Origin of the sequence: Prochlorococcus sp. MIT 1306 (genome assembly GCF_047304515.1) — a bacterium.
GTDB lineage: Bacteria > Cyanobacteriota > Cyanobacteriia > PCC-6307 > Cyanobiaceae > Prochlorococcus > Prochlorococcus marinus_D.
Genome location: NZ_CP138959.1, coordinates 1,331,179 through 1,352,669, shown reverse-complemented (window position 1 = coordinate 1,352,669; position 21,491 = coordinate 1,331,179). Strand labels below are relative to the sequence as shown.

The 21,491-nt window shown below is 53.1% G+C and carries 19 protein-coding genes; 7 read left to right on the top strand and 12 right to left on the bottom strand.

Annotated elements, in window-relative coordinates; genetic code table 11:
* Nucleotides 1-13 precede the first annotated feature (13 nt).
* The 4 genes from SIB74_RS06870 to glmU all read left to right on the top strand — a co-directional run bounded on the left by SIB74_RS06870 (nt 14) and on the right by glmU (nt 5,770).
* The gene (locus tag SIB74_RS06870; RefSeq protein WP_063395627.1) at nt 14-1,579 is read left to right on the top strand and encodes a UbiD family decarboxylase; all 1,566 of its coding nucleotides are present in this window, start codon (nt 14-16) and stop codon (nt 1,577-1,579) included.
* Nucleotides 1,580-1,727: 148 nt separating this feature from the next.
* Entirely contained in the window at nt 1,728-3,053 is a 1,326-nt protein-coding gene (aroA, locus tag SIB74_RS06865) for a 3-phosphoshikimate 1-carboxyvinyltransferase (RefSeq protein ID WP_063395463.1), read from the top strand.
* On the top strand, nt 3,028-3,975 hold the full coding sequence (locus SIB74_RS06860) for an MnmC family methyltransferase (RefSeq protein WP_063395462.1): 948 nt from the start codon (nt 3,028-3,030) through the stop codon (nt 3,973-3,975). Before aroA ends, SIB74_RS06860 begins: the two co-directional genes overlap by 26 nt.
* A 454-nt stretch (nt 3,976-4,429) precedes the next feature.
* A complete protein-coding gene (gene glmU, locus SIB74_RS06855; protein ID WP_063395461.1) occupies nt 4,430-5,770 on the top strand; it encodes a bifunctional UDP-N-acetylglucosamine diphosphorylase/glucosamine-1-phosphate N-acetyltransferase GlmU in 1,341 nt (446 codons plus the stop codon).
* Between the two features lie 26 nt (nt 5,771-5,796).
* On the opposite strand, the gene SIB74_RS06850 is transcribed toward glmU, so the two are convergent.
* From SIB74_RS06850 to menD, 6 genes are all read right to left on the bottom strand, one after another.
* Entirely contained in the window at nt 5,797-7,194 is a 1,398-nt protein-coding gene (locus tag SIB74_RS06850) for a UDP-N-acetylmuramoyl-tripeptide--D-alanyl-D-alanine ligase (protein WP_063395460.1), read from the bottom strand.
* The gene (locus tag SIB74_RS06845) at nt 7,194-7,910 is read right to left on the bottom strand and encodes a hypothetical protein (RefSeq protein WP_063395459.1); all 717 of its coding nucleotides are present in this window, start codon (nt 7,908-7,910) and stop codon (nt 7,194-7,196) included. Before SIB74_RS06845 ends, SIB74_RS06850 begins: the two co-directional genes overlap by 1 nt.
* A gap of 120 nt (nt 7,911-8,030) precedes the next feature.
* Nucleotides 8,031-9,530 carry a glycogen synthase GlgA gene (glgA, locus tag SIB74_RS06840; RefSeq protein ID WP_063395626.1) on the bottom strand — a complete coding sequence of 500 codons (1,500 nt, stop codon included), beginning with the start codon at nt 9,528-9,530 and terminating at the stop codon, nt 8,031-8,033.
* Between the two features lie 59 nt (nt 9,531-9,589).
* Complete coding sequence (locus SIB74_RS06835; protein ID WP_082818455.1) at nt 9,590-10,168, bottom strand: L,D-transpeptidase; 579 nt, start codon at nt 10,166-10,168, stop codon at nt 9,590-9,592.
* A 21-nt stretch (nt 10,169-10,189) separates the two neighbouring features.
* Complete coding sequence (gene menB / locus SIB74_RS06830) at nt 10,190-11,083, bottom strand: 1,4-dihydroxy-2-naphthoyl-CoA synthase (RefSeq protein WP_063395458.1); 894 nt, start codon at nt 11,081-11,083, stop codon at nt 10,190-10,192.
* A 5-nt stretch (nt 11,084-11,088) separates the two neighbouring features.
* On the bottom strand, nt 11,089-12,915 hold the full coding sequence (menD, locus tag SIB74_RS06825) for a 2-succinyl-5-enolpyruvyl-6-hydroxy-3-cyclohexene-1-carboxylic-acid synthase (RefSeq protein WP_369818009.1): 1,827 nt from the start codon (nt 12,913-12,915) through the stop codon (nt 11,089-11,091).
* A 50-nt stretch (nt 12,916-12,965) separates the two neighbouring features.
* Between menD and lepB the strand changes: the two genes are divergently transcribed.
* Both lepB and SIB74_RS06815 read left to right on the top strand, forming a co-directional pair.
* Complete coding sequence (gene lepB, locus SIB74_RS06820; RefSeq protein WP_063395457.1) at nt 12,966-13,586, top strand: signal peptidase I; 621 nt, start codon at nt 12,966-12,968, stop codon at nt 13,584-13,586.
* A 15-nt stretch (nt 13,587-13,601) separates the two neighbouring features.
* Nucleotides 13,602-13,952 (top strand): DUF760 domain-containing protein, encoded by a 351-nt coding sequence (locus tag SIB74_RS06815; RefSeq protein ID WP_011826503.1) that lies wholly within the window; start codon nt 13,602-13,604, stop codon nt 13,950-13,952.
* Here the strand turns inward: SIB74_RS06815 and SIB74_RS06810 are convergent.
* From SIB74_RS06810 to SIB74_RS06800, 3 genes are all read right to left on the bottom strand, one after another.
* Entirely contained in the window at nt 13,942-15,165 is a 1,224-nt protein-coding gene (locus SIB74_RS06810; protein WP_063395456.1) for a DUF4336 domain-containing protein, read from the bottom strand. The genes SIB74_RS06815 and SIB74_RS06810 overlap by 11 nt on opposite strands.
* Before the next feature lie 54 nt (nt 15,166-15,219).
* Entirely contained in the window at nt 15,220-15,345 is a 126-nt protein-coding gene (locus tag SIB74_RS06805; RefSeq protein ID WP_413681608.1) for a hypothetical protein, read from the bottom strand.
* An 802-nt stretch (nt 15,346-16,147) separates the two neighbouring features.
* A complete protein-coding gene (locus tag SIB74_RS06800) occupies nt 16,148-16,618 on the bottom strand; it encodes a hypothetical protein (protein ID WP_231906016.1) in 471 nt (156 codons plus the stop codon).
* 164 nt (nt 16,619-16,782) lie between these two features.
* Here SIB74_RS06800 and SIB74_RS06795 point away from each other — a divergent pair, with 164 nt between their 5' ends.
* On the top strand, nt 16,783-17,514 hold the full coding sequence (locus SIB74_RS06795; protein WP_369818015.1) for a prohibitin family protein: 732 nt from the start codon (nt 16,783-16,785) through the stop codon (nt 17,512-17,514).
* Nucleotides 17,515-18,094: 580 nt separating this feature from the next.
* On the opposite strand, the gene SIB74_RS06790 is transcribed toward SIB74_RS06795, so the two are convergent.
* The 3 genes from SIB74_RS06790 to SIB74_RS06780 are packed head-to-tail and all read right to left on the bottom strand — an operon-like array spanning nt 18,095 to nt 21,058.
* On the bottom strand, nt 18,095-19,189 hold the full coding sequence (locus SIB74_RS06790) for a type III polyketide synthase (RefSeq protein ID WP_063395454.1): 1,095 nt from the start codon (nt 19,187-19,189) through the stop codon (nt 18,095-18,097).
* Nucleotides 19,180-20,337 (bottom strand): NAD(P)/FAD-dependent oxidoreductase, encoded by a 1,158-nt coding sequence (locus tag SIB74_RS06785; protein ID WP_063395453.1) that lies wholly within the window; start codon nt 20,335-20,337, stop codon nt 19,180-19,182. Before SIB74_RS06785 ends, SIB74_RS06790 begins: the two co-directional genes overlap by 10 nt.
* Nucleotide 20,338: 1 nt before the next feature.
* Nucleotides 20,339-21,058 (bottom strand): class I SAM-dependent methyltransferase, encoded by a 720-nt coding sequence (locus tag SIB74_RS06780; protein WP_063395452.1) that lies wholly within the window; start codon nt 21,056-21,058, stop codon nt 20,339-20,341.
* Nucleotides 21,059-21,491 lie beyond the last annotated feature (433 nt).

Sequence of the window (21,491 nt, the reverse complement as noted above, 5' to 3'; positions counted from 1 at the left end):
TGTCTTACCAACCATGCCCCTGCTTCGTCCCGGACCTGCGTCCCAAGACATGCGGGACTTCCTAGCCCTACTTGAGCAACGTGGCCAACTAAGGCGGATCAGTGCCCCCGTAGATCCAGATTTAGAACTCGCCGCTATTACTGATCGGGTGCTGGGCTTGGGTGGGCCGGCCCTGTTGTTCGAAAACGTGATTGGTTCATCGATGCCAGTGGCAGTGAATCTGATGGGCACCATGGAGCGAGTGGTGTGGAGCATGGGTCTGGACAACGCTCAGCAACTTGAGGATCTGGGAACTCGTCTGGCTCTGCTGCAGCAACCAAGGCCGCCAAAGGGTCTGCAAGAAACCAGACAGTTTGCAAGTGTGTTTTGGGATCTGATCAAAGCGCGACCAGACCTGGATCTCACACCTCCCTGCCATCAGCAGGTGCTGCGTGGAGATGCGTTGAATCTCGACAACCTGCCTTTGATCCGTCCCTGGCCAGGCGATGCCAGTGGTGTGATCACCCTGGGCCTTGTGATTACCAAAGACCCGGAGACGGGAGTGCCGAATGTGGGGGTCTATCGCCTACAACGCCAATCGCCAAAGACCATGACGGTGCATTGGCTGAGCGTTCGCGGCGGAGCCAGGCACCTACGCAAAGCTGCTGCCATGGGCCAGAAGCTTGAGGTAGCCATTGCTATTGGTGTACACCCGCTGCTGATCATGGCCGCAGCAACTCCGATTCCTGTGCAACTCAGTGAATGGCTTTTTGCTGGTCTTTATGCAGGAGAGGGTGTACGTCTCACTGGCTGCAAAACACTGGATCTGAAAGTCCCTAGCCACAGTGAAGTGGTGTTGGAAGGAACCATTACACCAGGTGAGGAATTAGAGGATGGTCCATTTGGTGACCATATGGGCTTCTACGGAGGAGTGGAGCCCTCACCATTGGTGCGCTTCCACTGCGTGACTCAACGCCGCGATCCGATTTTCCTCACGACGTTTAGCGGCCGCCCCCCCAAGGAAGAAGCGATGCTCGCCATCGCCTTGAACCGCATCTACACGCCTATCTTGCGTCAACAGGTGTCGGAGATTGTTGACTTCTTTCTACCGATGGAGGCCCTCAGTTACAAGCTGGCGGTGATTGCAATCGATAAGTCTTATCCAGGACAAGCCAAGCGTGCCGCGATGGCTTTCTGGAGCGCATTGCCCCAATTCACCTATACAAAATTCGTTGTTGTGGTAGATGCAAACATCAACGTGAGAGATCCACGCCAAGTCGTATGGGCTATCGCTGCACAGGTCGATCCGCAAAGGGATCTCTTTGTACTTGAGAACACCCCCTTCGACAGCCTTGATTTCGCTAGCGAACATCTAGGGCTTGGAGGCAGGATGGCTATCGACGCCACCACTAAGATTGGCCCTGAGAAACGCCATGAATGGGGCGAGCCACTCAGCCGGGATGCAGATCTAGAAAGCAGGGTGGATGCTCGATGGCAGGAGTTGGGGCTGGAGGATTTGGGCAGCGAAGAACCTGATCCAAGCCTGTTCGGTTATGTGATGGAGAGTCTTTGCCGTCAAGCGATGGTCAAAAAGACCTGAATTAAAAATGGACTGATTAGCAAAAAACACTCGGCAGATATCTGTTGGTTGAGATGGTCCAAAAGAGACAAATTACACAACACAAAAACAAATTGGAAATAAGCTCAAACGCTTGCCCATAAGATCGATCTGATCCGGGCCACACCCATTGAGCGTTACAAGCACTGCCTCATCGTCACGTGAGCTTCGAGCAGGTGGTGGGCTTTCTGGAACGGTGCGAGTCCCTGGAGATAAATCGATTTCCCATCGAGCGCTGTTATTTGGAGCTATCGCAGAAGGGGTCACCACCATCGAGGGCCTTTTACCTGCTGAAGATCCCATGAGTACCGCCGCCTGTCTTCGAGCGATGGGAGCCACGATCAGCCCGATTCATGCCGGGCAAATAGTTCGCGTTGAAGGCGTTGGTCTCGATGGACTTCAAGAACCGCAAGATGTACTCGACTGCGGTAACTCCGGCACAACAATTCGGCTGATGCTAGGGCTGTTGGCGGCAAGCAAGGGCCGCCATTTCGTGCTTAGCGGTGATGCCTCTTTGCGCCGTAGGCCCATGAATCGGGTTGGCCAGCCATTAACAATGATGGGAGCCAAAATTAAAGGACGATCCAACGGCGACTTCGCACCACTTGCCGTGAGTGGTCAGAAACTTCGTGGTGGTGTCATCGGTACACCTGTAGCAAGTGCCCAGGTGAAGTCAGCCCTGCTGCTGGCAGCCCTGACAGCCGATGGGGCAACGACTGTGATCGAACCAGCCCATTCGAGAGACCACAGCGAACGCATGTTGCGGGCATTCGGCGCTGATCTCGAAGTGGGAGGAGAGATGGGTCGCCATATCAGAGTGAGCCCAGGACAAAAGCTTTATGGCCAAAATATTGTCGTGCCAGGTGATATCAGTTCTGCTGCTTTTTGGCTTGTCGCAGGAGTGCTTGTGCCTGGAGCTGAGCTCGTGGTGGAAAACGTTGGTTTAAACCCCACCCGTACCGGAATCCTGGAAGTGTTGCAGCAAATGGAAGCTCGCGTTGAGGTGCTCAACCGCCATGAAGTCGCCGGTGAACCGGTTGGAGACCTACGGGTGAGGCAAGGACCGTTAAAGCCCTTCAGCATCAATGGGGACATCATTCCTCGCCTGGTCGACGAGGTGCCGATCCTGGCGGTGGCTGCTTGTTTCTGTGATGGTGAAAGCAAAATTACTGACGCAAGTGAACTGCGCGTCAAGGAAACTGATCGGCTTGCTGTGATGACCAGGCAGCTCACGGCTATGGGAGCAGATATCGACGAACATGCCGATGGGCTTACCATCCGCGGGGGCCGAACACTGCGAGGCACAGACCTCGATAGTGAAACGGATCATCGTGTCGCCATGAGCCTGGCGGTGGCTGCGTTGCTGGCAGAGGGCGATTCCCGCTTGACGGGTAGCGAAGCTGCGGCTGTTTCCTACCCGAACTTCTGGGATGACCTTGAGCGGCTGCATCGCTAATGCCGGCCACTCTCGCTCTTTGGGGGCGCTGAATGTTTTCCCAACGGCGGATGGTAGCTTCAGCCTGCATAGTGAGTACTTCGACGAAGCGTTCCACAACTCCGCCGGAGCGCTGAATGAAGCATGCGCGAAATTCGCACAACCGGCAGAGTTGACGCGCTTTAGTGGCGGACAAACTCTTCGGATCCTCGACGTATGTATGGGTCTTGGCTACAACACTGCGGCTGTGCTGGATGCCATGCCAACTCCAGCGCCGAATGTGCTGTGGTGGGGTCTAGAGATTGACAGGCGACCACTGGAACTCGCTTTGGCGCAGACGGGATTCTGTAGTGCCTGGTCAGCATCGGTCCACCAGAAACTTATTTTAATCCGAGATTGTGATGGTTGGGATCAGCTAGAGAGCAGGGGAAGAATGTTGTGGGGCGATGCACGCCAAACGCTTCATCAGCTACCCCAAGATCAGCAGTTTGATTTGATTCTTCACGATGCCTTCTCTCCAGGCCGCTGCCCACAGCTATGGAGTGAAGAGTTTCTGCATGGCTTGGCCATACGATTAGCTCCAGGTGGGAGGCTCCTGACCTATAGCCGTGCAGCGGCCATACGTGCCAGCTTGCAGCGAGCAGGGCTGAAATTATTCTCGCTACTGCAAGTGCCAGGGGAGCGCGGAGGTTGGAGCAGTGGCACCATGGGGATGAAGCAGTTCAAGATCAGCTTTGGAGAGAAAGGGCCTGGTTGGCGGTCGCTTACTGCAATGGAACATGAACATCTACATACACGCGCAGCCGTTCCGTACCGCGATCCAACTGGAGAAGATCAGGCAGAAGTGATCCGGAGGCGGCGCAGCACTGAACAACAGCTCTGCGGATTAGAGGCGACCAATACCTGGCACCACCGCTGGACAGCCAAGCAAAGGCAAGGTTGATTCTTGTCAGGAAGAAACTAGTGAAAAATTAGAATAGATAAGAATTGAAAGAGATTGTTTAGAGTCATTCTTGAATCCTCCCAACTCAATGCAAGTTCATTGCTTACAGCTGATCAATCCCAAAGGTGATGTTGTGGCAACGTTTGATTTAATGGACCCTCTTTTACTGGGTGATTCATGTCAATGACTTGCAGCTTGCTTTCACTTTAGATTGTTGATCATGATCTAAACGATTGCTTGAACAATGACTCATCAATAAGGAGGCTTTTTATGTGGGGCCATAGTGCGCTTCATTGCCAGCAAAGTGCCAGTGCTAGTGAAAGTAGAAACTTCTCTGGCGCTCTTCTGGCTGAATCATCACTGCTAGAAGCTGAGCTGATCCTGCTTAAAGGCTGTTAACTGCAGTGAAGTTGTCGGAATTCAATTAGATTCCGGCCGATTCGCCATTCGCTCCATGCTTGCCGTCGCCATCTTGGCTGCTGGGAAGGGCACCCGCATGAAGAGCTGCCTGCCGAAAGTCTTGCAACCGCTCGCAGGCTCCACATTGGTTGAGCGGGTGTTGACCAGTTGCTCGGGCCTTCAACCTCAACGGCGCTTGTTGATTGTTGGCCACCAGGCGCAAGAGGTGCAACAGCAGCTCACTGATTGGCAAGGCTTGGAGTTTGTTGTTCAACAACCTCAGAACGGTACAGGTCATGCGGTGCAGCAAGTACTGCCCGTATTGGAGGGCTTTGACGGTGAGCTTTTGGTTCTCAATGGTGATGTTCCATTACTTCGACCAAGCACGATCGAACACTTGGTGAACGAACATCGCTCAAGTGGTGCCGACGTCACGCTGCTAACAGCTCGACTCGCAGATCCCACGGGCTACGGCAGGGTGTTTTCAGATCAACAAGGCCGCGTAAGCAGCATCGTTGAACATCGCGACTGTAGTGACGAACAGCGCCACAACAATCTCACTAACGCGGGCATCTACTGCTTCAATTGGAAGACATTGGCCGCAGTACTACCTCAACTTTGTAGTGATAATGATCAAGCTGAGCTCTACCTCACCGACACTGTGGCGTTGCTACCTATTGCGATGCATGTAGAGGTGGCTGATCCCGATGAGGTAAATGGCATCAACGATCGTTGCCAACTTGCCAACTGTGAGGCGCTGCTTCAAGAACGGCTACGTAACCATTGGATGAAAGAAGGGGTCACTTTTGCTGACCCTGCTAGCTGCACGCTTAGTGAAGACTGTCAGTTCGGTAGAGATGTGGTGATTGAACCCCAAACCCATTTGCGGGGCTGCTGCAACATTGGCGATGGCTGCCAGCTTGGCCCAGGAAGCTTGATTGAGAATGCCGACCTTGGTCATGGAGTCAGCGTTCTTCATTCCGTTGTACGTGATGCCAAGGTGGGAAATGAGGTGGCTATTGGCCCTTTCTCACACCTACGCCCTGGTGCAGGCATTGCTGATCACTGCCGTATTGGCAACTTTGTGGAGATTAAAAAAAGCCAAATTGGCGAGGGTTCAAAGGTGAATCACCTCAGTTATATCGGTGACGCACAACTTGGTCGCCATGTCAATGTCGGGGCCGGTACGATCACTGCAAATTACGACGGTGTGAGAAAACATCTCACCGTGGTTGGTGATAACAGCAAAACAGGGGCGAATTCCGTTTTGGTGGCGCCGATTGTTTTAGGGTCGGACGTGACAGTAGGAGCTGGCTCCACTCTCACTAAAGATGTTCCCAATGGTGCTCTCGCCCTTGGCCGCTCCAAACAACTGATTAAAAATGGTTGGCAGTGAAACGAGAGGATTGAGGCTTAGCCCCCTTAGAGCAAAGGGATCAATTTCTCTAAAGCGACACCACGACTAGCCTTAAGCAGAACCACATCGCCGTCCTCAAGCCAAGCCTGCAATGGCTGAGCAGCCTGCTCTGGGTTGGCAACGACGGCCAAATGTGGCAAGGACCCTGCTGCTGTTGCCATGGCCTCAGCCTCTGCGCCTGCAGCAACGACGACGAGTCCATCCAAACCAACTTGTACCGCCCGTTCAGCGACTTGGCGATGCAAAGCCACGCTCTGGTCTCCTAGCTCCAGCATGGTTCCGAGCACTGCAAAGTGACGTCCCGGTTGAATTGCTAATAGCTCCAATGCTGCTTGCACGGCTTCCGGCGAAGCGTTGTAGGTTTCATCCAGAACAGTGAAGTTGCCAACTTTTAGCCGTCGACTACGGCCACCAGGAACGTCTACTTTCAGATCGGATAGCGATTCGTTGCAGACATCTAATTCACGGGCAACTGCGAGTGCCAGCATCAAATTGCAAGCGTTATGCATCCCTTCTAAAGGCAGGGTGTAGGCCTTTCCCTCTAGCAATAGTTCACCCTTGGCCAGGTCAACGCAGCCAACGAGGTCAGCCATGGGTAGAGGTCTTCGATGCAGATCTGCAATCTCTGGTGGCTCTAATTGTTGATTGTCTTGAACTGCCACGCGGATCACCCGCCCCCGCCAGATCCGTTCAAGAGCATCTTCCAGTAGCGAATCCCCTGCTGGGATGACGATCACTCCTCTGGGTTTGAGGCAAGTGGTGATCTCACACTTGGCGGAAGCAATCGCCGCACGACTACCTAAACGACCGACGTGTGCATTGCCGATATTGGTGATTACAGCGACGTCTGGGTAGGTGCAACAGGAAAGCCGTTCTATTTCCCCAATTCCACGCATCCCCATCTCCACCACAACTGCGCCATGATCTGAATGCGCCTGCAACAAGGTGAGCGGCACACCCACGTCGTTGTTGTTGTTGCCTGCACTTGCCAAGACCTCACCAAGGGGTGTGAGTGCAGAACGGATCAACTCCCGAGTCGTGGTTTTTCCTGCAGAACCTGTTACGGCAACCACCGGTACATTCAGCTGACGGCGATGCAGCAACCCCAGCTGCTGATAAGCCTCGAGAGTGTCTTCCACAATCCAATGGGGGAGACCCTCGGGTACTGGATGATGATCTTTGCGAGCCACCACAGCCGCCTGGGCCTCAAGTTTTAGAGCTTGAGCAAGAAAGGCATGACCATTGAAATGCTCCCCCACCAACGGCACAAAGAAGCTGCCTTGGCTCAACTGACGACTGTCTGTGCAGATCGGACCAACAGCTTGGTCAAGATCTAGGTCAGACGCGTGAACATGCATCGGAGCACCCCAAAGCTCGACCAGCTGCCCCAGGCGCAGTCTCATTAAGCCAAATCCCGATCGAAAATAATCATGCCCACACCCACTCTTGCTGTCCTGGCAAGCAGTTGATCATCCTCACCCTGAAGCTGAAGTTCGTCATAACCGAGCTGTTCAGCAAGAGCCTGCCAAAGATCGGCAAGTTCATGCTGTCGAGATGAATTGAGGTTGTTCCAAACTGAACTAAGCCTCAACACAAGATCATTGTCCAGGGGTCTTGGTTCGGCGGCAAGAAGCAAACCACTGGGGAGATCATTGTCTGCCAGCATCGTTAACAGAGGCTCAAGCTGAAGAGGCACAGCCAAAGGCTCTGAAAGTTGTGAGGGTTCCAGTTCAGAAGGCTCCGACAACGTTGCAACAGGCTGTGACTCCGCAGTGGAGGGGGTAGACATCACAGCCAATGCAGCTGAATTGCTGGGATAGGTCTCTGCAGGATCTGGTTGTGCCACAGCTGCACGTTGGTCAATCAGCAGACTGCTGGAGAACACTCCCAAGACCACTACGGTTGCAAGTGTCAATGGCCAAAACATTGGTGCCATTGCTGCAGGCCAGAACCTTGGTGTGGAGAATTCGCCTTGCCGGTTGAGACGCCAGAGTTGCCTGAGTCGCAGACCAAGGTCTGCGAAGACATCACGAAATCCCTCTCGCAGGGATACCCAGGGATTGGTATAGGGGACTGGGAGTCGTCCCGTTTGCTTCTCTGGCCGGGGCGACTTTTCCATGTTGATCAGGAGCCCTGACGACCAATCGGCAGATTGAAAAGATGGGGGTGCAGCAATGGGGTCGTCTGCAAAAGAGCCGCCAAATCTGCAAACCCAACAACCAAGTTTAAACCTCTTTTTTTAATCATTCCCCTTCTTCTTGCGTCTGGTTCTTTTTTTCGCATTGCTGTCCTGACCCTGAAGGGAAGGATCTGAACCCTGGCCGAGAGAAAATTGCTCCACAACCGCCGCATCAGGAGACGGCTCCTTAAGGCCACAGACATCCCGATACATCTGGTCATAGTCGAGAGCGGAGCGATCCCAGCTGTAGTTTTGAGTCATCGCACGTTGCTGCAACTCACGCCAGCAATCACGATGACGGAACGCCTCCCAAGACCTCACTAATGCTGTATAGAAGTCAACAGGCTCAAATCGATCGAAGCAGAATCCAGTACCGGTTTTATGAATAGGGTCGTAAGAAGGCACCGTGTCGACAAGACCACCCACTTTGCGCACCACCGGCACGCTGCCGTAGCGCATGGCCAACAGCTGACTAATGCCACAGGGTTCGAAGCGACTCGGCATCAGAAATGCGTCACTGCCGCCGTAGATCAAACGTGCTAGGTCATCGTCGTAAGTGAGGAAAACCGAGAAGCGGCCAGGGTTCTGAATCGCCAATTGCCATAGGCCGGATTCCAAACCACGCTCACCAGTGCCCAGCACCACGATCTGGGAATCTGTGTAAGCAAGCAACCGCTCTGTCACCTGCAGCAGAAGATCAACACCTTTCTGATCCACCAACCGACTCACCATCCCCAGCAGATAGGTGTCCGGATTGACCTCAAGCCCCATGCGCTGTTGAAGTGCCTGCTTGTTAACAGCACGACCTGAAAGGTCATCGGCACTAAAAGTGGCTGGCAAAGACTTGTCATTAGCAGGGTCCCAATCCTGCAGGTCAATGCCATTGAGAATCCCACGCAGCTTTCCGGAGATGTAGTTCAACAAGCCATCAAGGCTCTCCCCGTATTCAGATGTACAAATCTCTCTGGCATAGGTGGGAGAAACGGCATTCACCCGATCGGCATAAAGCAACGCTGCCGCCATGGTGTGATCCCCTTGCATGTACCAGGGGCACCAAGTCATCCGATCAAGTTTCCAGCGCCAGGGGCCCTGATATTTGAGGTTGTGAATGGTAAAGACCGTGCTGACTTCAGGGTCCTGATGCATCCACACAGGAATCATTCCGGTATGCCAGTCGTGGCAATGCAGCACCTGCGGTTTCCAAACGTTCCAGGCAAATTCCGTTGTTGCGCTTGCGAAAAACGTAAAACGCCAATCTTCGTCTTCTCCGCCGTAGATCCGTTCAGGATCAAACACTGGATGCCCCACCAGATAAAGGGGCAAACCATTGCTGGGATGACTTGTCTCATAGATGGCGAACTCGTTGCCCATGGTCTGACCCCGCCAAATCGGATCAGTAGGGATATCCAGCAAGCTCCAGAGCTTGCCGTAACCAGGCATGATCAGACGCACATCATGATCAAGCTTGGCCAGGGCTGGGGGCAATGAGCCCACCACATCCCCCATTCCACCGACCTTGACCATCGGCGCGCATTCCGCAGCAGCAAATAGCACGCGCATTTTCAAGTCAGTCGAGAGCCGCGAGACTCTAAATGTGCATCAGCTCAATCAGATCACGATCATGGGAGCACCTTGAGCGGCGTGCCGATTTTGACCAGCCGATAGAGGGATTGGATGTCCTCTTCAAACAGCCGAACACAACCATGGGAAACAGCTCGGCCAACAGTCCAGCGGTGTGGCGTCCCATGGAAGCCAGAGGTGACGCAGCCATCAATCGTTAGCCAACGATCACCATCGTGAGCGTTTCTGCCGTTGCAATCTCGATAGAAGCCGATCCAGCGACTGCCAAGGGGATTGTTAGGCCCAGATCCGATTCGCTTACCGCTCTGGGGATGCTCCCAAATGGGATGGGGAGTCTTTCCCAAAACTTGAAACTCACCTGCCGGAGTCTCCCAGCCAGGCATGCCCACCGCCACTGAGAAGCTTGTAATTAAGGAGCCATCTTGCAAAACAAGCAGCCGACGGCTACGCCGATCCAAGACCAGATGCCGCCCCTCACGTTCAATCACAGCGGCGGGGAAGCTGGCGACGATTTGCGGAAGAGATTCTTGAAGTGCTGCATGAATCAGGGAGGGCAGCAGCGGCAGTGGAAGCGGTAGCAAGAACTCCTTCCCCAAAGCAAGCGATGCGTCAATCATGACGCTGCCTAGAGCGGCTGGTTAGGGAAGCCAGCCTGAGCCTGAAAAATCTGGAGGTCGTTTTTGTAGAAAAGCATTTCGGCCCTCCTGGGCTTCATCCGTTCGATAGAACAGATGGGTGGCCTGGCCGGCTAGCTCCTGAATTCCTGCCAAGCCATCGGTTTCAGCATTGAATGCGGCCTTCAGGCAGCGGATGGCTGTGGGGCTGTGCTGCAACACCTCTCTTGCCCAACGCACTCCCTCTGCTTCAAGGGCATCAAGGGGAACAATCTCGTTGATCAACCCCATTTCCAGCGCTTCTTCAGCTCCGTATTGACGACAGAGAAACCAGATTTCACGAGCCTTGCGTTGCCCCACGACCCTGGCTAGGTAACCAGCACCAAAGCCACCATCAAAGCTGCCCACCTTGGGACCGGTTTGCCCAAACGCGGCATTCTCTGCCGCAAGACTGAGATCACATAACAAGTGCAGCACTTGGCCGCCGCCGATCGCATAGCCAGCTACAAGTGCAATCACAACCTTTGGCAAGCTGCGAATGATGCGTTGTAGGTCGAGAACATTGAGGCGCGGCAAACCTTCCTCATCGAGGTAGCCACCGTCGCCGCGCACACTTTGGTCACCACCTGCACAAAAGGCATAGCCGCCATCGTCAGCAGGTCCAACACCGGTGAACAAAACCACGCCTAAACGTTGGTCGTCTCGAATTCGTGTAAACGCATCACAGAGTTCCATCACCGTGCGTGGTCGGAAAGCATTGCGCTTGGCCGGACGATCAATCGCAACCCTGGCAATGCCTTCTGAACTGCGATCGAGCAGTACGTCTTGATATTCACCCCAGGGTTCCCATTCGATCGTGGGCTTGCCAGGCAAAACCTGTCTTGGCCTCATATCAAACCGATTGGAATCCATAGCCATCGGGATCAAAGATCAATGTGGCCATTTTGGGAAATCGACTGCAGATGCATCACCAATCCCTCGCGAAGCTGTTGCCTCATCGATGAATCTTGACCCCGATGTGTGCATACACGTATCAAAACAGGTCCAGTCTGGAAGAGCCCCCACTCCAAGGCTGCTGGTATGTCTTCGAGACAGGCCACCTGACGGTGAGGAATGTTATGAGCCGCTGCAAGGGCAAGAGGATCAACCGCCTGAGGCATGGCAAACAGCTGCTCAAATGCTTCGCTCGGAGCTGTCTTCACCAGCAGCTGCTCAAAGATGCCTCCGCCACCATTGTCGATCAACACCACCACCAAAGGCGGGCGCTGGGGATGAGCAAGCAACCAGCCATTGCTGTCATGAAGGAGAGCTAGATCGCCGCTGACAAGCAAAGTGGGCCCAAGGGCCATCGCTAAACCCATGCTTAAAGAAAGGGTGCCGTCGATACCAGACGCGCCTCGAAAACTGAAGCATCGTCTCGAAAATAAGCTCTTGTCCGCATAAGCCAGCCAGTCCCTCACAGGACTACTCGCTGCCAACATGATTGGTAGCTCAGCTGGCAGAAGACGGGATAACCAGCGCGCCAGGGCTGGTTCTGTGATGGCACCCTGCAGGGGTAACTGCTGATCTAGCCAGTCCTGCGCAAAACGATCGATGATCTGCCATTTTTTCAGTAGAGACTGGGTTGCCTGTTGAGAGGCGGCATCAGCATCGATCCAGCGATGGTGATGTTGTTGCCACCAGGTCGTCAATCCATGACTCCATTGCACTGACAAACCAAGGGGATCGAGACAACGGGAGTCTCCCTCTGTAATTAGGAGCTGACCGTCACCAAAGCTTTTCAACCATGCCTCAAGGCTCCGACTGGCTGACATTGGTCCTAGACGCAGCACTTGAAGCTGCTCATGAGAGCCTAAAAGCCCAGCAGCCAAAAGCAGCTCCCAGGAGCGGATTAGACCAGGTTGGTCTGAAGGCAGAGCCGATAGTGGATCGGCCAGCAAGGGCCAGCCACTCAAGGCCTGCCACTCCCGCAAGGATTGCTGAAAAGCAAAGAGGTCTTTACTTAGGCCTCGCCAAGCACCAGCTATCACAACGCCGGGTCGGAAAGGATCCAATGCAAAGGGAGCCCGATCGCTAACCCCATCAGTCCCCTCAGCTGCCATTGCCAGATTTGTTGGCGTGATCGGAGCTGAACGTGGAATCTTGGGAGACCACCCCTTCCAGATCACCCTCTGCTCTTCTTCACTGAGATGTAGAGGCTCCTCAAAAGGCAGATTGAGATGAACGGCTCCTGAGGGGTGATGAGCTCGTTGCCAGGCCTCCTCTGCGAATGATTCCAGCGTTTCTCTACTGAAAAGATGCAACCCCTCTCTTGGGCCCTGCCCAATCCATCGACAGGCAGGACTCAAGAAAGTCTCCTGATTCACCGTTTGATTGGCACCGCAATCTTTGAGTCGATAGGGACGGTCAGCAGTGAGCAGCAACAGGGGCTGACAGGATCGATCAGCCTCCACCGCTGCAGGCAAAAGGTTGGCTACAGCGGTGCCCGAAGTGGTTACTACAGCTGCTGCAGTGCCAGTAGCAGTGCTAAAACCCAAAGCCAAGAAAGCAGCAGAGCGCTCATCAATGGCAGTGCTAAGCCGCAAGAGTTTGGTACGTGCCATTCCTCCTGCAGCAAGTGCAAGGGGCCCCGAGCGGCTGCCGGGACAAAGCACGAGATGGCGTAGCCCCAAGGCATGAAATGCCTCGAGCAAGCTCAGGCAAACCAGCAGATTGTTGTGAGCAAGAGACAGAGCTTGAGCCTTAGCCAATGCGATTCTCGGTCAATACCGACCGGCGAGGGCCGGCTTAATCAGTTTCGATGACCCCGACACCTTCTCCTCCTCGAAAAGAAGCAAGCGGTAGCTGGCGCAGCCTGCTGCTCTGGTTGGTTCTGGCCTTGTTGATGCGCTGGCAGGTGGTGGAGCCTCGCTGGATTCCCTCAGGTTCAATGCTGCCAACCCTTGAGTTGAAGGACCGCATTCTTGTTGAGAAGGTTCGCCCTCGACTTGCACGTCAACAAGAGCAGCCTTTGCCGCTGGGCAGCGTGGTGGTGTTTCACACGCCACCTGCACTATTGGATGCTGGCTACGACCCCAAAGCGGCCTTGATCAAACGCGTGGTGGGGCGTCCGGGCGATGAACTGGAAGTTCATCATGGTCAGCTCTTGCGCAACGAGATCGCCATCAAGGATGACTGCCGTGATGCACCAATGAACTACGAGATGGCGAAGGTGACCGTTCCTGAGCATGAACTCTGGGTGATGGGGGACAACCGCAATTCCAGTCTTGACTCTCATCTCTGGGGGCCATTACCAGAAGAAGCTGTGATCGGAACAGCTGTTTGGAGGTACTGGCCACTCAATCGGTTCGGTCCAATACGGTTCCCCTCCCAAGGCAAGAGTGGATCTAACGACCTAGCTGCGATAGGGTCAACATCGTGACGAAAAGCACACCGGATGTTCAACCCGGAGTTCCTGACCACCGATAACAACGATTGCCAGGACGGTAATGGGCTAATTCAGTACCTTCAGGATCAATCCCCTGATGTATTGCAGCGAGTCGCCAAGTCCGCCAGCAATGATATCCAGGACATCATTCGCCACAATGTTCAGGGCCTGCTGGGCATGCTCCCAGGCGAGCAATTTGAAGTGAAGGTCACAGCCAGTCGAGATAATCTCGCCAGTTTGCTCGCATCAGCAATGATGACTGGATATTTTTTGCGCCAGATGGAGCAACGCAAGGAATTGGAAGAGTCGTTGTTTTCAGATGAAGCGATGGCAGTCGACACAGACGATCTCAATCTCTGAAGGCTGCCTGAGGATCTTTCGGCACCACACCAAGGCTGAGCAGGCGTTGATCAACGCTGCCTAGAAAGCTCCAGCTGGCTTGATTGATAGCCCATGGGCGTCTGGAAATAGATTCACTTAAAGCTCGAACGTGATGAGGCTTGAAGGCCACGATGTCGCTGAAGTGAGCAGACACAAGCCAACGCATCCCTTTCAGGCGCCGCATCTCATCCAACCATTCCAACAAGACGTCCTTCGCTCTTGGAAATACGAGCCGTTCCAACACGGGCGCAACTTGTAGAAGCGGGCCTTTCTTTCCGAGACGCTCCTGAGCTGCAGCTTCCCAACCGGGTTGCCAAGCGAATGGAAACAGGCCGAAATGGGCTTTAGGGCTAAGTGTTCCGGGCCTGAAGGCATTGCGCAGCACTTCCAACAGGGGAGGTATCACAAGCGGCCCTGGCTTCAGATAGGTTGCGAACAACACCACACGGGCCCATCCTCGGCGGCGCGCTTGTGGAGAATCCTCAAGGGGTTGATCACCCCGATCACGGGCGTGGAATAACAGGGGTGTGGGGTCTAGATCAAACAGAGCTGGAGGCTCTGCCTCGATGCCTACTAGAGCATCTGTTACCAATACAGCGCCGGAAGCTCGGTGAAAACAAGCCACCTCTTCAAAACGGCCAAGCCCCAAATCCAGGGGGCCTAAAGGGAGCCAAGTACAACTGTCCGGATGGGGGAAGCCATCCTCCTGCAACACCTTGGTGCGGCGCGCTGGAATGCCTAGCCAAGATGAAGGCAAGGAAATTGGGAAACTCCACTGACCAGGACAAACCCATACCTCTGCCTGTGGGAAGGCTCGTGCCATTGCCGGTAGAGACAGTTTGTGCTCTAGGCCAGACGCGGTGGGAAGCACAATCGTGACCACATTGCCATGGGTGGCCTCCAGATCAGCTAGAGCTCGACGCAACTCGGGAGTAGGAGGAAGGGGATTGAACAACATCAACCCACCTGGCACCTTCACCACGGTGAGCCTGACAGGCACAGCGACGTAATAGAGACCTTGGAGTTGTTCAAAACTCCAGATCTGATTGGGTATTAGTTCCCGGACTAGGGTGCGGCGCTGACCATAGGGATAGAGAGGTAACAGCGGCCACCAAGGCCACTCTTGATCAAGCCAAGAGACAGTCTTATGTGCACTCACTTGCTCTGCAATAGCTTGATTCTCGGGAGTCATGTCCTCAGTCTGTGCAAGTGGTCAACATCTTGTGCAACTGGCTTTAGGGACAAGCTAGAGATAGAACAGGCGAGCAAGCCAATCTGTCCCTGGATGACGCCCAACTCCGGGATGCGTCGCAACAGCGCGAGGCTGAGGCAGCTTGCCAATTATCTCAGAGGAGTTCACTCTGAGCGGCATGGACTATCTCTGCGCAGGTAGACCAGGCCGAATGGCTAGGGTTTGATCTGTCTGCTCTTCAACGCAAAGCCAGAGGGTGGAGACGACCAGAAGTGGCTGAAGCTAGGAGCGAGTTGCAAGATCCAGATGTTTCGATCTCTGCAGCATGTTTGCTCTTCAATATCGCTACTGATGGAAAGGCTCTTAACCCTGGCAAAGAGAGCGGTTACCAATAGGCCGAAGCAGGTTAAGGAAAGCTTGTTAATCCAGGACAGACCAGCGCGTGATCATGGCCTTATGGGTTGGAGCAGAAGCTGAAACCTCGGATCCTTGCGCAGCCGCCGCCTAATCTTCGCGACGAGGTGAATAAAATAAAAGCTAATGCTTCTACTCTTATCCATACATAGACCTAGGTAAAAAAAACTAAAAATCATTCAAATAGTTTGGACAGAAAGAAGGGGCCGATTGAGATACTGGAATGATTTAAAGATCAAGGATGAGAATGGTAACTATTAACTTATTTACTGCTCTCATCCTAACCCGTAGGGGTTGGCAATAGGAAGGTGCCAGCAATTACCATTAAGTTAATCATTGACTCTGCTACTCCTGAGGCTGCTTTTGACGGCATTTTATTGATCTAAGTATTGATTGATATGTGAAAATCGCAAAAGAAGATGACCTGAAATGCATTGTTAGCATCGTTAATGCTAGGGAAGATTTGTCCATGGATGTCTACATCAAGGCTGTCAATTCTAATCAAAGATAGGTATTGAATGAATTCGATCTAAATAGTATTGAGCTTTTTGGGGCTGGCAGAGATTGCTCAGTATTTGAGATTTAAGAAGACACCAACTACAATTAAAAGCACTGTAAGCAAAGCTGCCCATATGATAACCGGGCTAATTGAGGGATTATTTCTTTTGCTGAGGGCATCGATAATCTGGTCCTTAATCTCTTGGTCAGAGAGCTCGACTACAGCTTCTGTAGTGGACTCATTTGAGTCAATAAAGAGTGAAGCGACTTTAGCTGTTGAGACTATATCTGCACCTTCAGTAGTTAATTGACTTTGCAGCAAGGGTTCTGATTTGAGCTTGGCAAGAAAAACTTTGAGTTGTGCTGCTTGCATCGCAATCTTGCTATTATTAATTACTCTATCAAGATCATGTGTAATATCAACCTTTCGTAACCAACCATAATTATAAAAACGCTGCCAATGAACGATGATGATGAAAAGACGGCAAGCTTTTGGCGAAACAAGTGAACTCCCTTGATTGTCTTGCCATCCATTGAACACTTATTAACTCTTGTATAACAAGTCAATTGAACCTTTTGGATTGCTATGGTCTCCCCTCAAATTTGTTGATAAACACCTATGCTTACGTCTGCTGCAAAGTAGATTCAATGCGTTCACCAATCAACAACATTTCATCAGTCCGATCAGGCGTTGCTCCTACGGTGATGATTGTAGGAGTTTCAATTGCAGCGATTGTTGGTTTCTCGTCGATATTCGTCGTGCCTGCTGGTGAAGTAGGAGTCGTAACGACGCTTGGGAAGGTTAGTAAAAATCCACGGCTGCCTGGCTTAAACCTAAAGATACCCTTCGTTCAATCAGTTCATTTCTTCAACATAAGGACACAAGTTCGTCCAGAAAACTTCTCTAGTTTAACTAAAGACCTGCAAGTTATAGAAGCGACTGCAACTATTAAGTATGCTGTAAAGCAGTCTGAGGCACCAAGGATTTATAGTACTATTGCAACAGGTAATGCTGAGATTTATGAACGGATCATCCAGCCATCATTACTCAAGGCTCTGAAGTCTGTGTTTTCAAAATATGAACTCGTAACCATTGCAACTGATTGGAATAATATCTCTCAGATTGTAGAAACCAATGCATCTGCTGAATTGGCAAAGTTTGACTATGTTGAGGTGAAAGGTCTCGATTTAACTGGATTAAAAATCGCAGAAGAATATCGTTCCGCAATTGAACAGAAGCAAATAGCCGAACAGCAATTATTAAAGGCACAAACAGAAGTGAAGATCGCAGGGCAAGAAGCAATCAAGTTTGAGACTCTTAATAGAGGTCTCAATGATAGGGTGCTTTATAAGCTATTTCTTGACAAATGGGATGGCAAAACTCAGGTTGTGCCAGGTTTGAATGGTCGGATGCCTCCAGTCATCGTCGGCCAGTGACGATCTCTGTATATTTATTTGTTGATGATAGTCTGAACTTGCAGGTGCAATTAAAGGCCTAAGCAGGATCATTCATATAAAGAATAGCTAGCTTTCCTTGACTGTTCACTCTTGCCTGCACTTGATTTCTCTATGTCTAGTATTCAGGAGCTGTTTGATTATAAATGAAAGCAATCTGAACAGACTTTATTGTTTCCGAACAGGTAAAAAAATTTAAGAGTTGTCCCTAGTCAAATTTCACTGTTTAAGCAATATTTGCTTAGCTCTTTTTCTTGATGTTGAGGTTGGCGAGCGGCTTTGTTAAACACCATTCACGATTCAATGTCCTTCCCGCCTTTTACTTGCCCTGAAAACCTACACCACTTCGTGAACCTGCCCTGAATTATTTGCTCGATCCAAATTTTGTACTTGTTTTGGCTTAGTTGCTGCAGAGCTTGATCACCATCAAGATGGACACTCCATTGGCTTTTTAGATCCAATTAGATCAATTGCGTTGTTCGTTTCTCTTTCCATTATCGCTCACTGGAGCCTCGATCAAAGAAGAACTTAGTAGCTCTGAATTCTGATTCGAAGTTCGAATTCAGTGGCTGTTGCAAAGATCGAACAACGCGACTTCGGCACAAAGACCGGGCCCAAAGGCGAGTGCCAGGCAAGGTCCGCTGCAAGCCTTATGACGCATGCGTTCAAGAATGAAAAGAACGGTGGCCGAAGACATGTTGCCGTGAGATTGAAGGACGGACCGGGATTCAGCCAGGTGCTCATGCTTGAGGGCCAAGGCGTCGGCGCAGGCCTGCAGGATCCTCGGCCCCCCAGGGTGGAGGGCCCAGCTGCGGATTTCAGTCAGATCGGATCCATGGCCCCTCAACCAACTGCTCAGCCAAGGTTGCAATGCACCAGCTATCGCCTCTGGCACCTGTGGTGATAAACCCATAGCGAAACCATGATCTCCGACCTGCCAATGCATCAGACTGCTGGTGTTCGGAATCACGGTGGAGCCAGAAGCCTTCAGAGTCAGAGATTCCTTCGATTGCGCCAAAGCTTGAGAAGCAACCAAGGCTGCTGCTCCATCCGCGAACAGGGCGTTGGCTACCACCTTCTCGGGGTCCCAGCCGTAATGAAGATGGAGACTGCACAGTTCGATAGAACACAGCAGCACTACCGCGTTGGCATCAGCCTCAGCGAACGCTCGCGCCACACGTAGACCGTTCAAGGCACCGTGACAGCCCATGAATCCCACATGGGTCCTCTGAACACCGGGGTCAAGTTCAAGTTGCTCGATCAGAGCAAGGTCAACACCCGGAGCCTTGAATCCGGTACAGCAAACGGTCACAAGATGAGTGATCACATCAGCTGCCAGCTCGGCCTCCTCGAGGGCAAGACGGCATGCATTGATTGCCAGCGCTGAAGCATGGTGATCAAACTCGTTCATCCTTGCGGCAGTAGTGGGGCTTTTGGCCCCGTAGAAGGGCAAACGCTGCCTGATCGGCTCACTCGCGTCGTCTCCCAGCAGAACGCTGCCCCTGTTCTGAACCTGAGTTCGTCGCTGAATCCGGCGGACCAGTGCCGCTCGTTCGGGACTGTCGGCACTCACCAATTCTGCAAGCGCCATGGAATCGCTCTGATTGACTTGTTGTTCCGGCACTGCAGTTCCCATGCCGAGAATGGTCAGAGGCATTGCTGACTTCCGGCGGAGGGGAGGGTCACATGGTTCAGGCTGGCAACAATCCGTTCAGACAGTGCCGGCCAGCGGCTGCTCAGTTCAAACAATGCCCTCGTCGACTTTGGCTGCCTCAGCACCATGGCCAGAGTGCGACAGATCCGCTGGCGACGACCGATCCGCAGCTTCAGCTCTCGCGTCCAGCGTTTCTCCAGATCATGGCTCCAGCGCAGGAGGCCTTCTTGAACGAATGGTGCCGCTGCGGCACCTGCAGTGAGGGCCCAGGCAATTCCTTCTCCTGTAAATGGCTCCACATAACCCGCTGCGTCACCCATCACCAGAAAGCGCTCTCCGGCAACAACCTCAGCGCCGCGACTAAGAGCTGGCGTCAGCTGCCATCGCCCCTGTCTCAGAGCAGCAGGAGGGGGGAAACCAGCCTGTATAAGTACATCCTGGGTAGCTCCGGCCGCTCCTTGCCCATGGGCTAGCGCCTGCCGATCGAAAGCGGCTGCCAGATTGAGTAAACCGTCCTCTCGGCGCACCAGACCCACATAACCACGTTCGCCGATTGCCATGTGAATGGCGCCTGCGGTGTAGTGCTTCTGATCATCAACAAGAACACAACCGGCTCCAACCCTGGAACGACTACGGATCCTGGTAATGCCAGCATCCTGCTCGGGTAAGCAACGCTGGGCAAGCCCAGCTGCGACAAGCACGACACGCGCCCTGACGAGGTTCTGTTGACCGCTGCGCTGATCCTTCAGCCGCACAATCCGCCAGCCTGGTTGGACTTCTTCGACCCCGGCGCTCATTTGACAGCGAACGGAAGCTCCAGCTTCAACGACCGCGTCCATCAGGGCCTGATCGAACTGTTCCCTGGAGAGAGCAAAACCATCGGGAATGGCTAGAGATGTTTGACGACCATTCAGGCCGAGGCGAAGGGTTTGCAGTCGTACGCCGCCGCGATCAATGATTAGATCGTTCTGTCCCAGAGAGGCGAGAGTCGCCTGAGCCTGTTTGTTAAAGCAGCAACCACACACTTTCCAGCGGGGGAAAGCGCGTTTTTCTACAAGTAACACCCTTAATCCTCGCCTTGCGCAATCCAGGGCGGCTAGCCCCCCTGCAGGACCGGCCCCAACCACCAGTACATCCCACGACTCCTGCATCTCAATGACGCTCCCAGCTGAGCAGGTAACGCTCAGGCCAGCAGCGATTCAGTTGAACACCCTCCAAACCTGCGCGCCGGGCTAAAGCCATGATTTCCGCAGGACGGAAAGCGGCACGAACCGAAAGGGGGCCATCGGTATGGACCACCCAGGAGCGACTCAGAAGACGCGTTCCAGCCCAGGCCATCACATAGCCCAGACGACTGCGGATCAGATCATTAACCAGCACAAGCCTGCGGGCCCTTGTTGCCATTCTGGCGAGAAGCCGTTCCACGTCGCTGTCGTCTAAGTGATGGGTGAACAGGGTGCAGAACACCACATCGAACGATTCAGCACCAACGTTCTCAGAGAGTGCGTCGGCAGAGAAGAATGTCAACTTGGCATTCCGTTTCCGTGCATTGGCACGGGCAATACGTACGGCCTCTGGGTTGAAATCACAGGCTTGAATCTCCAGCTTCAGGCCCTGGCGCTGTGCCATCAGAGCAAGATCGATCGCTGTGTCTCCACCTCCGCAGGCGAGCTCGAGCACACGTAGGGGAGTCTCGAGCTGAGGGATGGCTAGAGCCTGGATGGATTGGAATAGACCTGCAGAACAGCGGCTGATGGCATTGATGCGACGCAAGCCGTTTAAGGCCCTGGCATGTTCAGCGGGATCGAGCCCTGGCTGATCCATGACTTCCGGTTGACGATCACGCCGGTTGAGAGCCTCACCCCAGGGCATCGGGCACGAACGTGGTGTTCCCTCAACTTAGGCAGAAGGCTGGTGCGGAAATCGTCAGATCATCTTTAATCTCGCTCGAAACGTAGATGCAGGCAATGCGCCCGAACACCGAACCGGTCAAGGCCCCAAAAATCCTCTCAACAACAAGCTGCCGAACATTGTCAGAGAGCACAGCAGAGGACTCATTGCTCAGGTAGACGACGTGTCATTGCAGGAAACATGGCTCCCTGCACAAATCCCTAGGCACATCACAGGGATAAGGCCTGCAAACAAATTGCAACCACAGCCGCAAAGCGGCAGCAGCGGCCATCAAAGCCACGCTTGATCAAGTCAAATGATTGCTTGAACTGGAGTCTCAGGCGTTATCAGTGGATTATCTGTTGAAAGTGCAGATCATGCACAGAATGTGCCTTCTCAATTTAAATCTGAACAG

What these genes read in the sequence shown, in the direction of transcription:
- SIB74_RS06870 (WP_063395627.1), top strand. Translation starts at nt 14, where the DNA reads ATGCCCCTGCTTCGTCCCGGACCTGCGTCCCAAGACATGCGGGACTTC.
- SIB74_RS06860 (WP_063395462.1), top strand. Translation starts at nt 3,028, where the DNA reads ATGACCTTGAGCGGCTGCATCGCTAATGCCGGCCACTCTCGCTCTTTG.
- glmU (WP_063395461.1), top strand. Translation starts at nt 4,430, where the DNA reads ATGCTTGCCGTCGCCATCTTGGCTGCTGGGAAGGGCACCCGCATGAAG.
- SIB74_RS06850 (WP_063395460.1), bottom strand. Translation starts at nt 7,194, where the DNA reads ATGAGACTGCGCCTGGGGCAGCTGGTCGAGCTTTGGGGTGCTCCGATG.
- SIB74_RS06845 (WP_063395459.1), bottom strand. Translation starts at nt 7,910, where the DNA reads ATGGAAAAGTCGCCCCGGCCAGAGAAGCAAACGGGACGACTCCCAGTC.
- glgA (WP_063395626.1), bottom strand. Translation starts at nt 9,530, where the DNA reads ATGCGCGTGCTATTTGCTGCTGCGGAATGCGCGCCGATGGTCAAGGTC.
- SIB74_RS06835 (WP_082818455.1), bottom strand. Translation starts at nt 10,168, where the DNA reads ATGATTGACGCATCGCTTGCTTTGGGGAAGGAGTTCTTGCTACCGCTT.
- menB (WP_063395458.1), bottom strand. Translation starts at nt 11,083, where the DNA reads ATGGCTATGGATTCCAATCGGTTTGATATGAGGCCAAGACAGGTTTTG.
- lepB (WP_063395457.1), top strand. Translation starts at nt 12,966, where the DNA reads ATGACCCCGACACCTTCTCCTCCTCGAAAAGAAGCAAGCGGTAGCTGG.
- SIB74_RS06815 (WP_011826503.1), top strand. Translation starts at nt 13,602, where the DNA reads ATGTTCAACCCGGAGTTCCTGACCACCGATAACAACGATTGCCAGGAC.
- SIB74_RS06810 (WP_063395456.1), bottom strand. Translation starts at nt 15,165, where the DNA reads ATGACTCCCGAGAATCAAGCTATTGCAGAGCAAGTGAGTGCACATAAG.
- SIB74_RS06805 (WP_413681608.1), bottom strand. Translation starts at nt 15,345, where the DNA reads ATGCCGCTCAGAGTGAACTCCTCTGAGATAATTGGCAAGCTGCCTCAG.
- SIB74_RS06795 (WP_369818015.1), top strand. Translation starts at nt 16,783, where the DNA reads ATGATTGTAGGAGTTTCAATTGCAGCGATTGTTGGTTTCTCGTCGATA.
- SIB74_RS06790 (WP_063395454.1), bottom strand. Translation starts at nt 19,189, where the DNA reads ATGCCTCTGACCATTCTCGGCATGGGAACTGCAGTGCCGGAACAACAA.
- SIB74_RS06785 (WP_063395453.1), bottom strand. Translation starts at nt 20,337, where the DNA reads ATGCAGGAGTCGTGGGATGTACTGGTGGTTGGGGCCGGTCCTGCAGGG.
- SIB74_RS06780 (WP_063395452.1), bottom strand. Translation starts at nt 21,058, where the DNA reads ATGCCCTGGGGTGAGGCTCTCAACCGGCGTGATCGTCAACCGGAAGTC.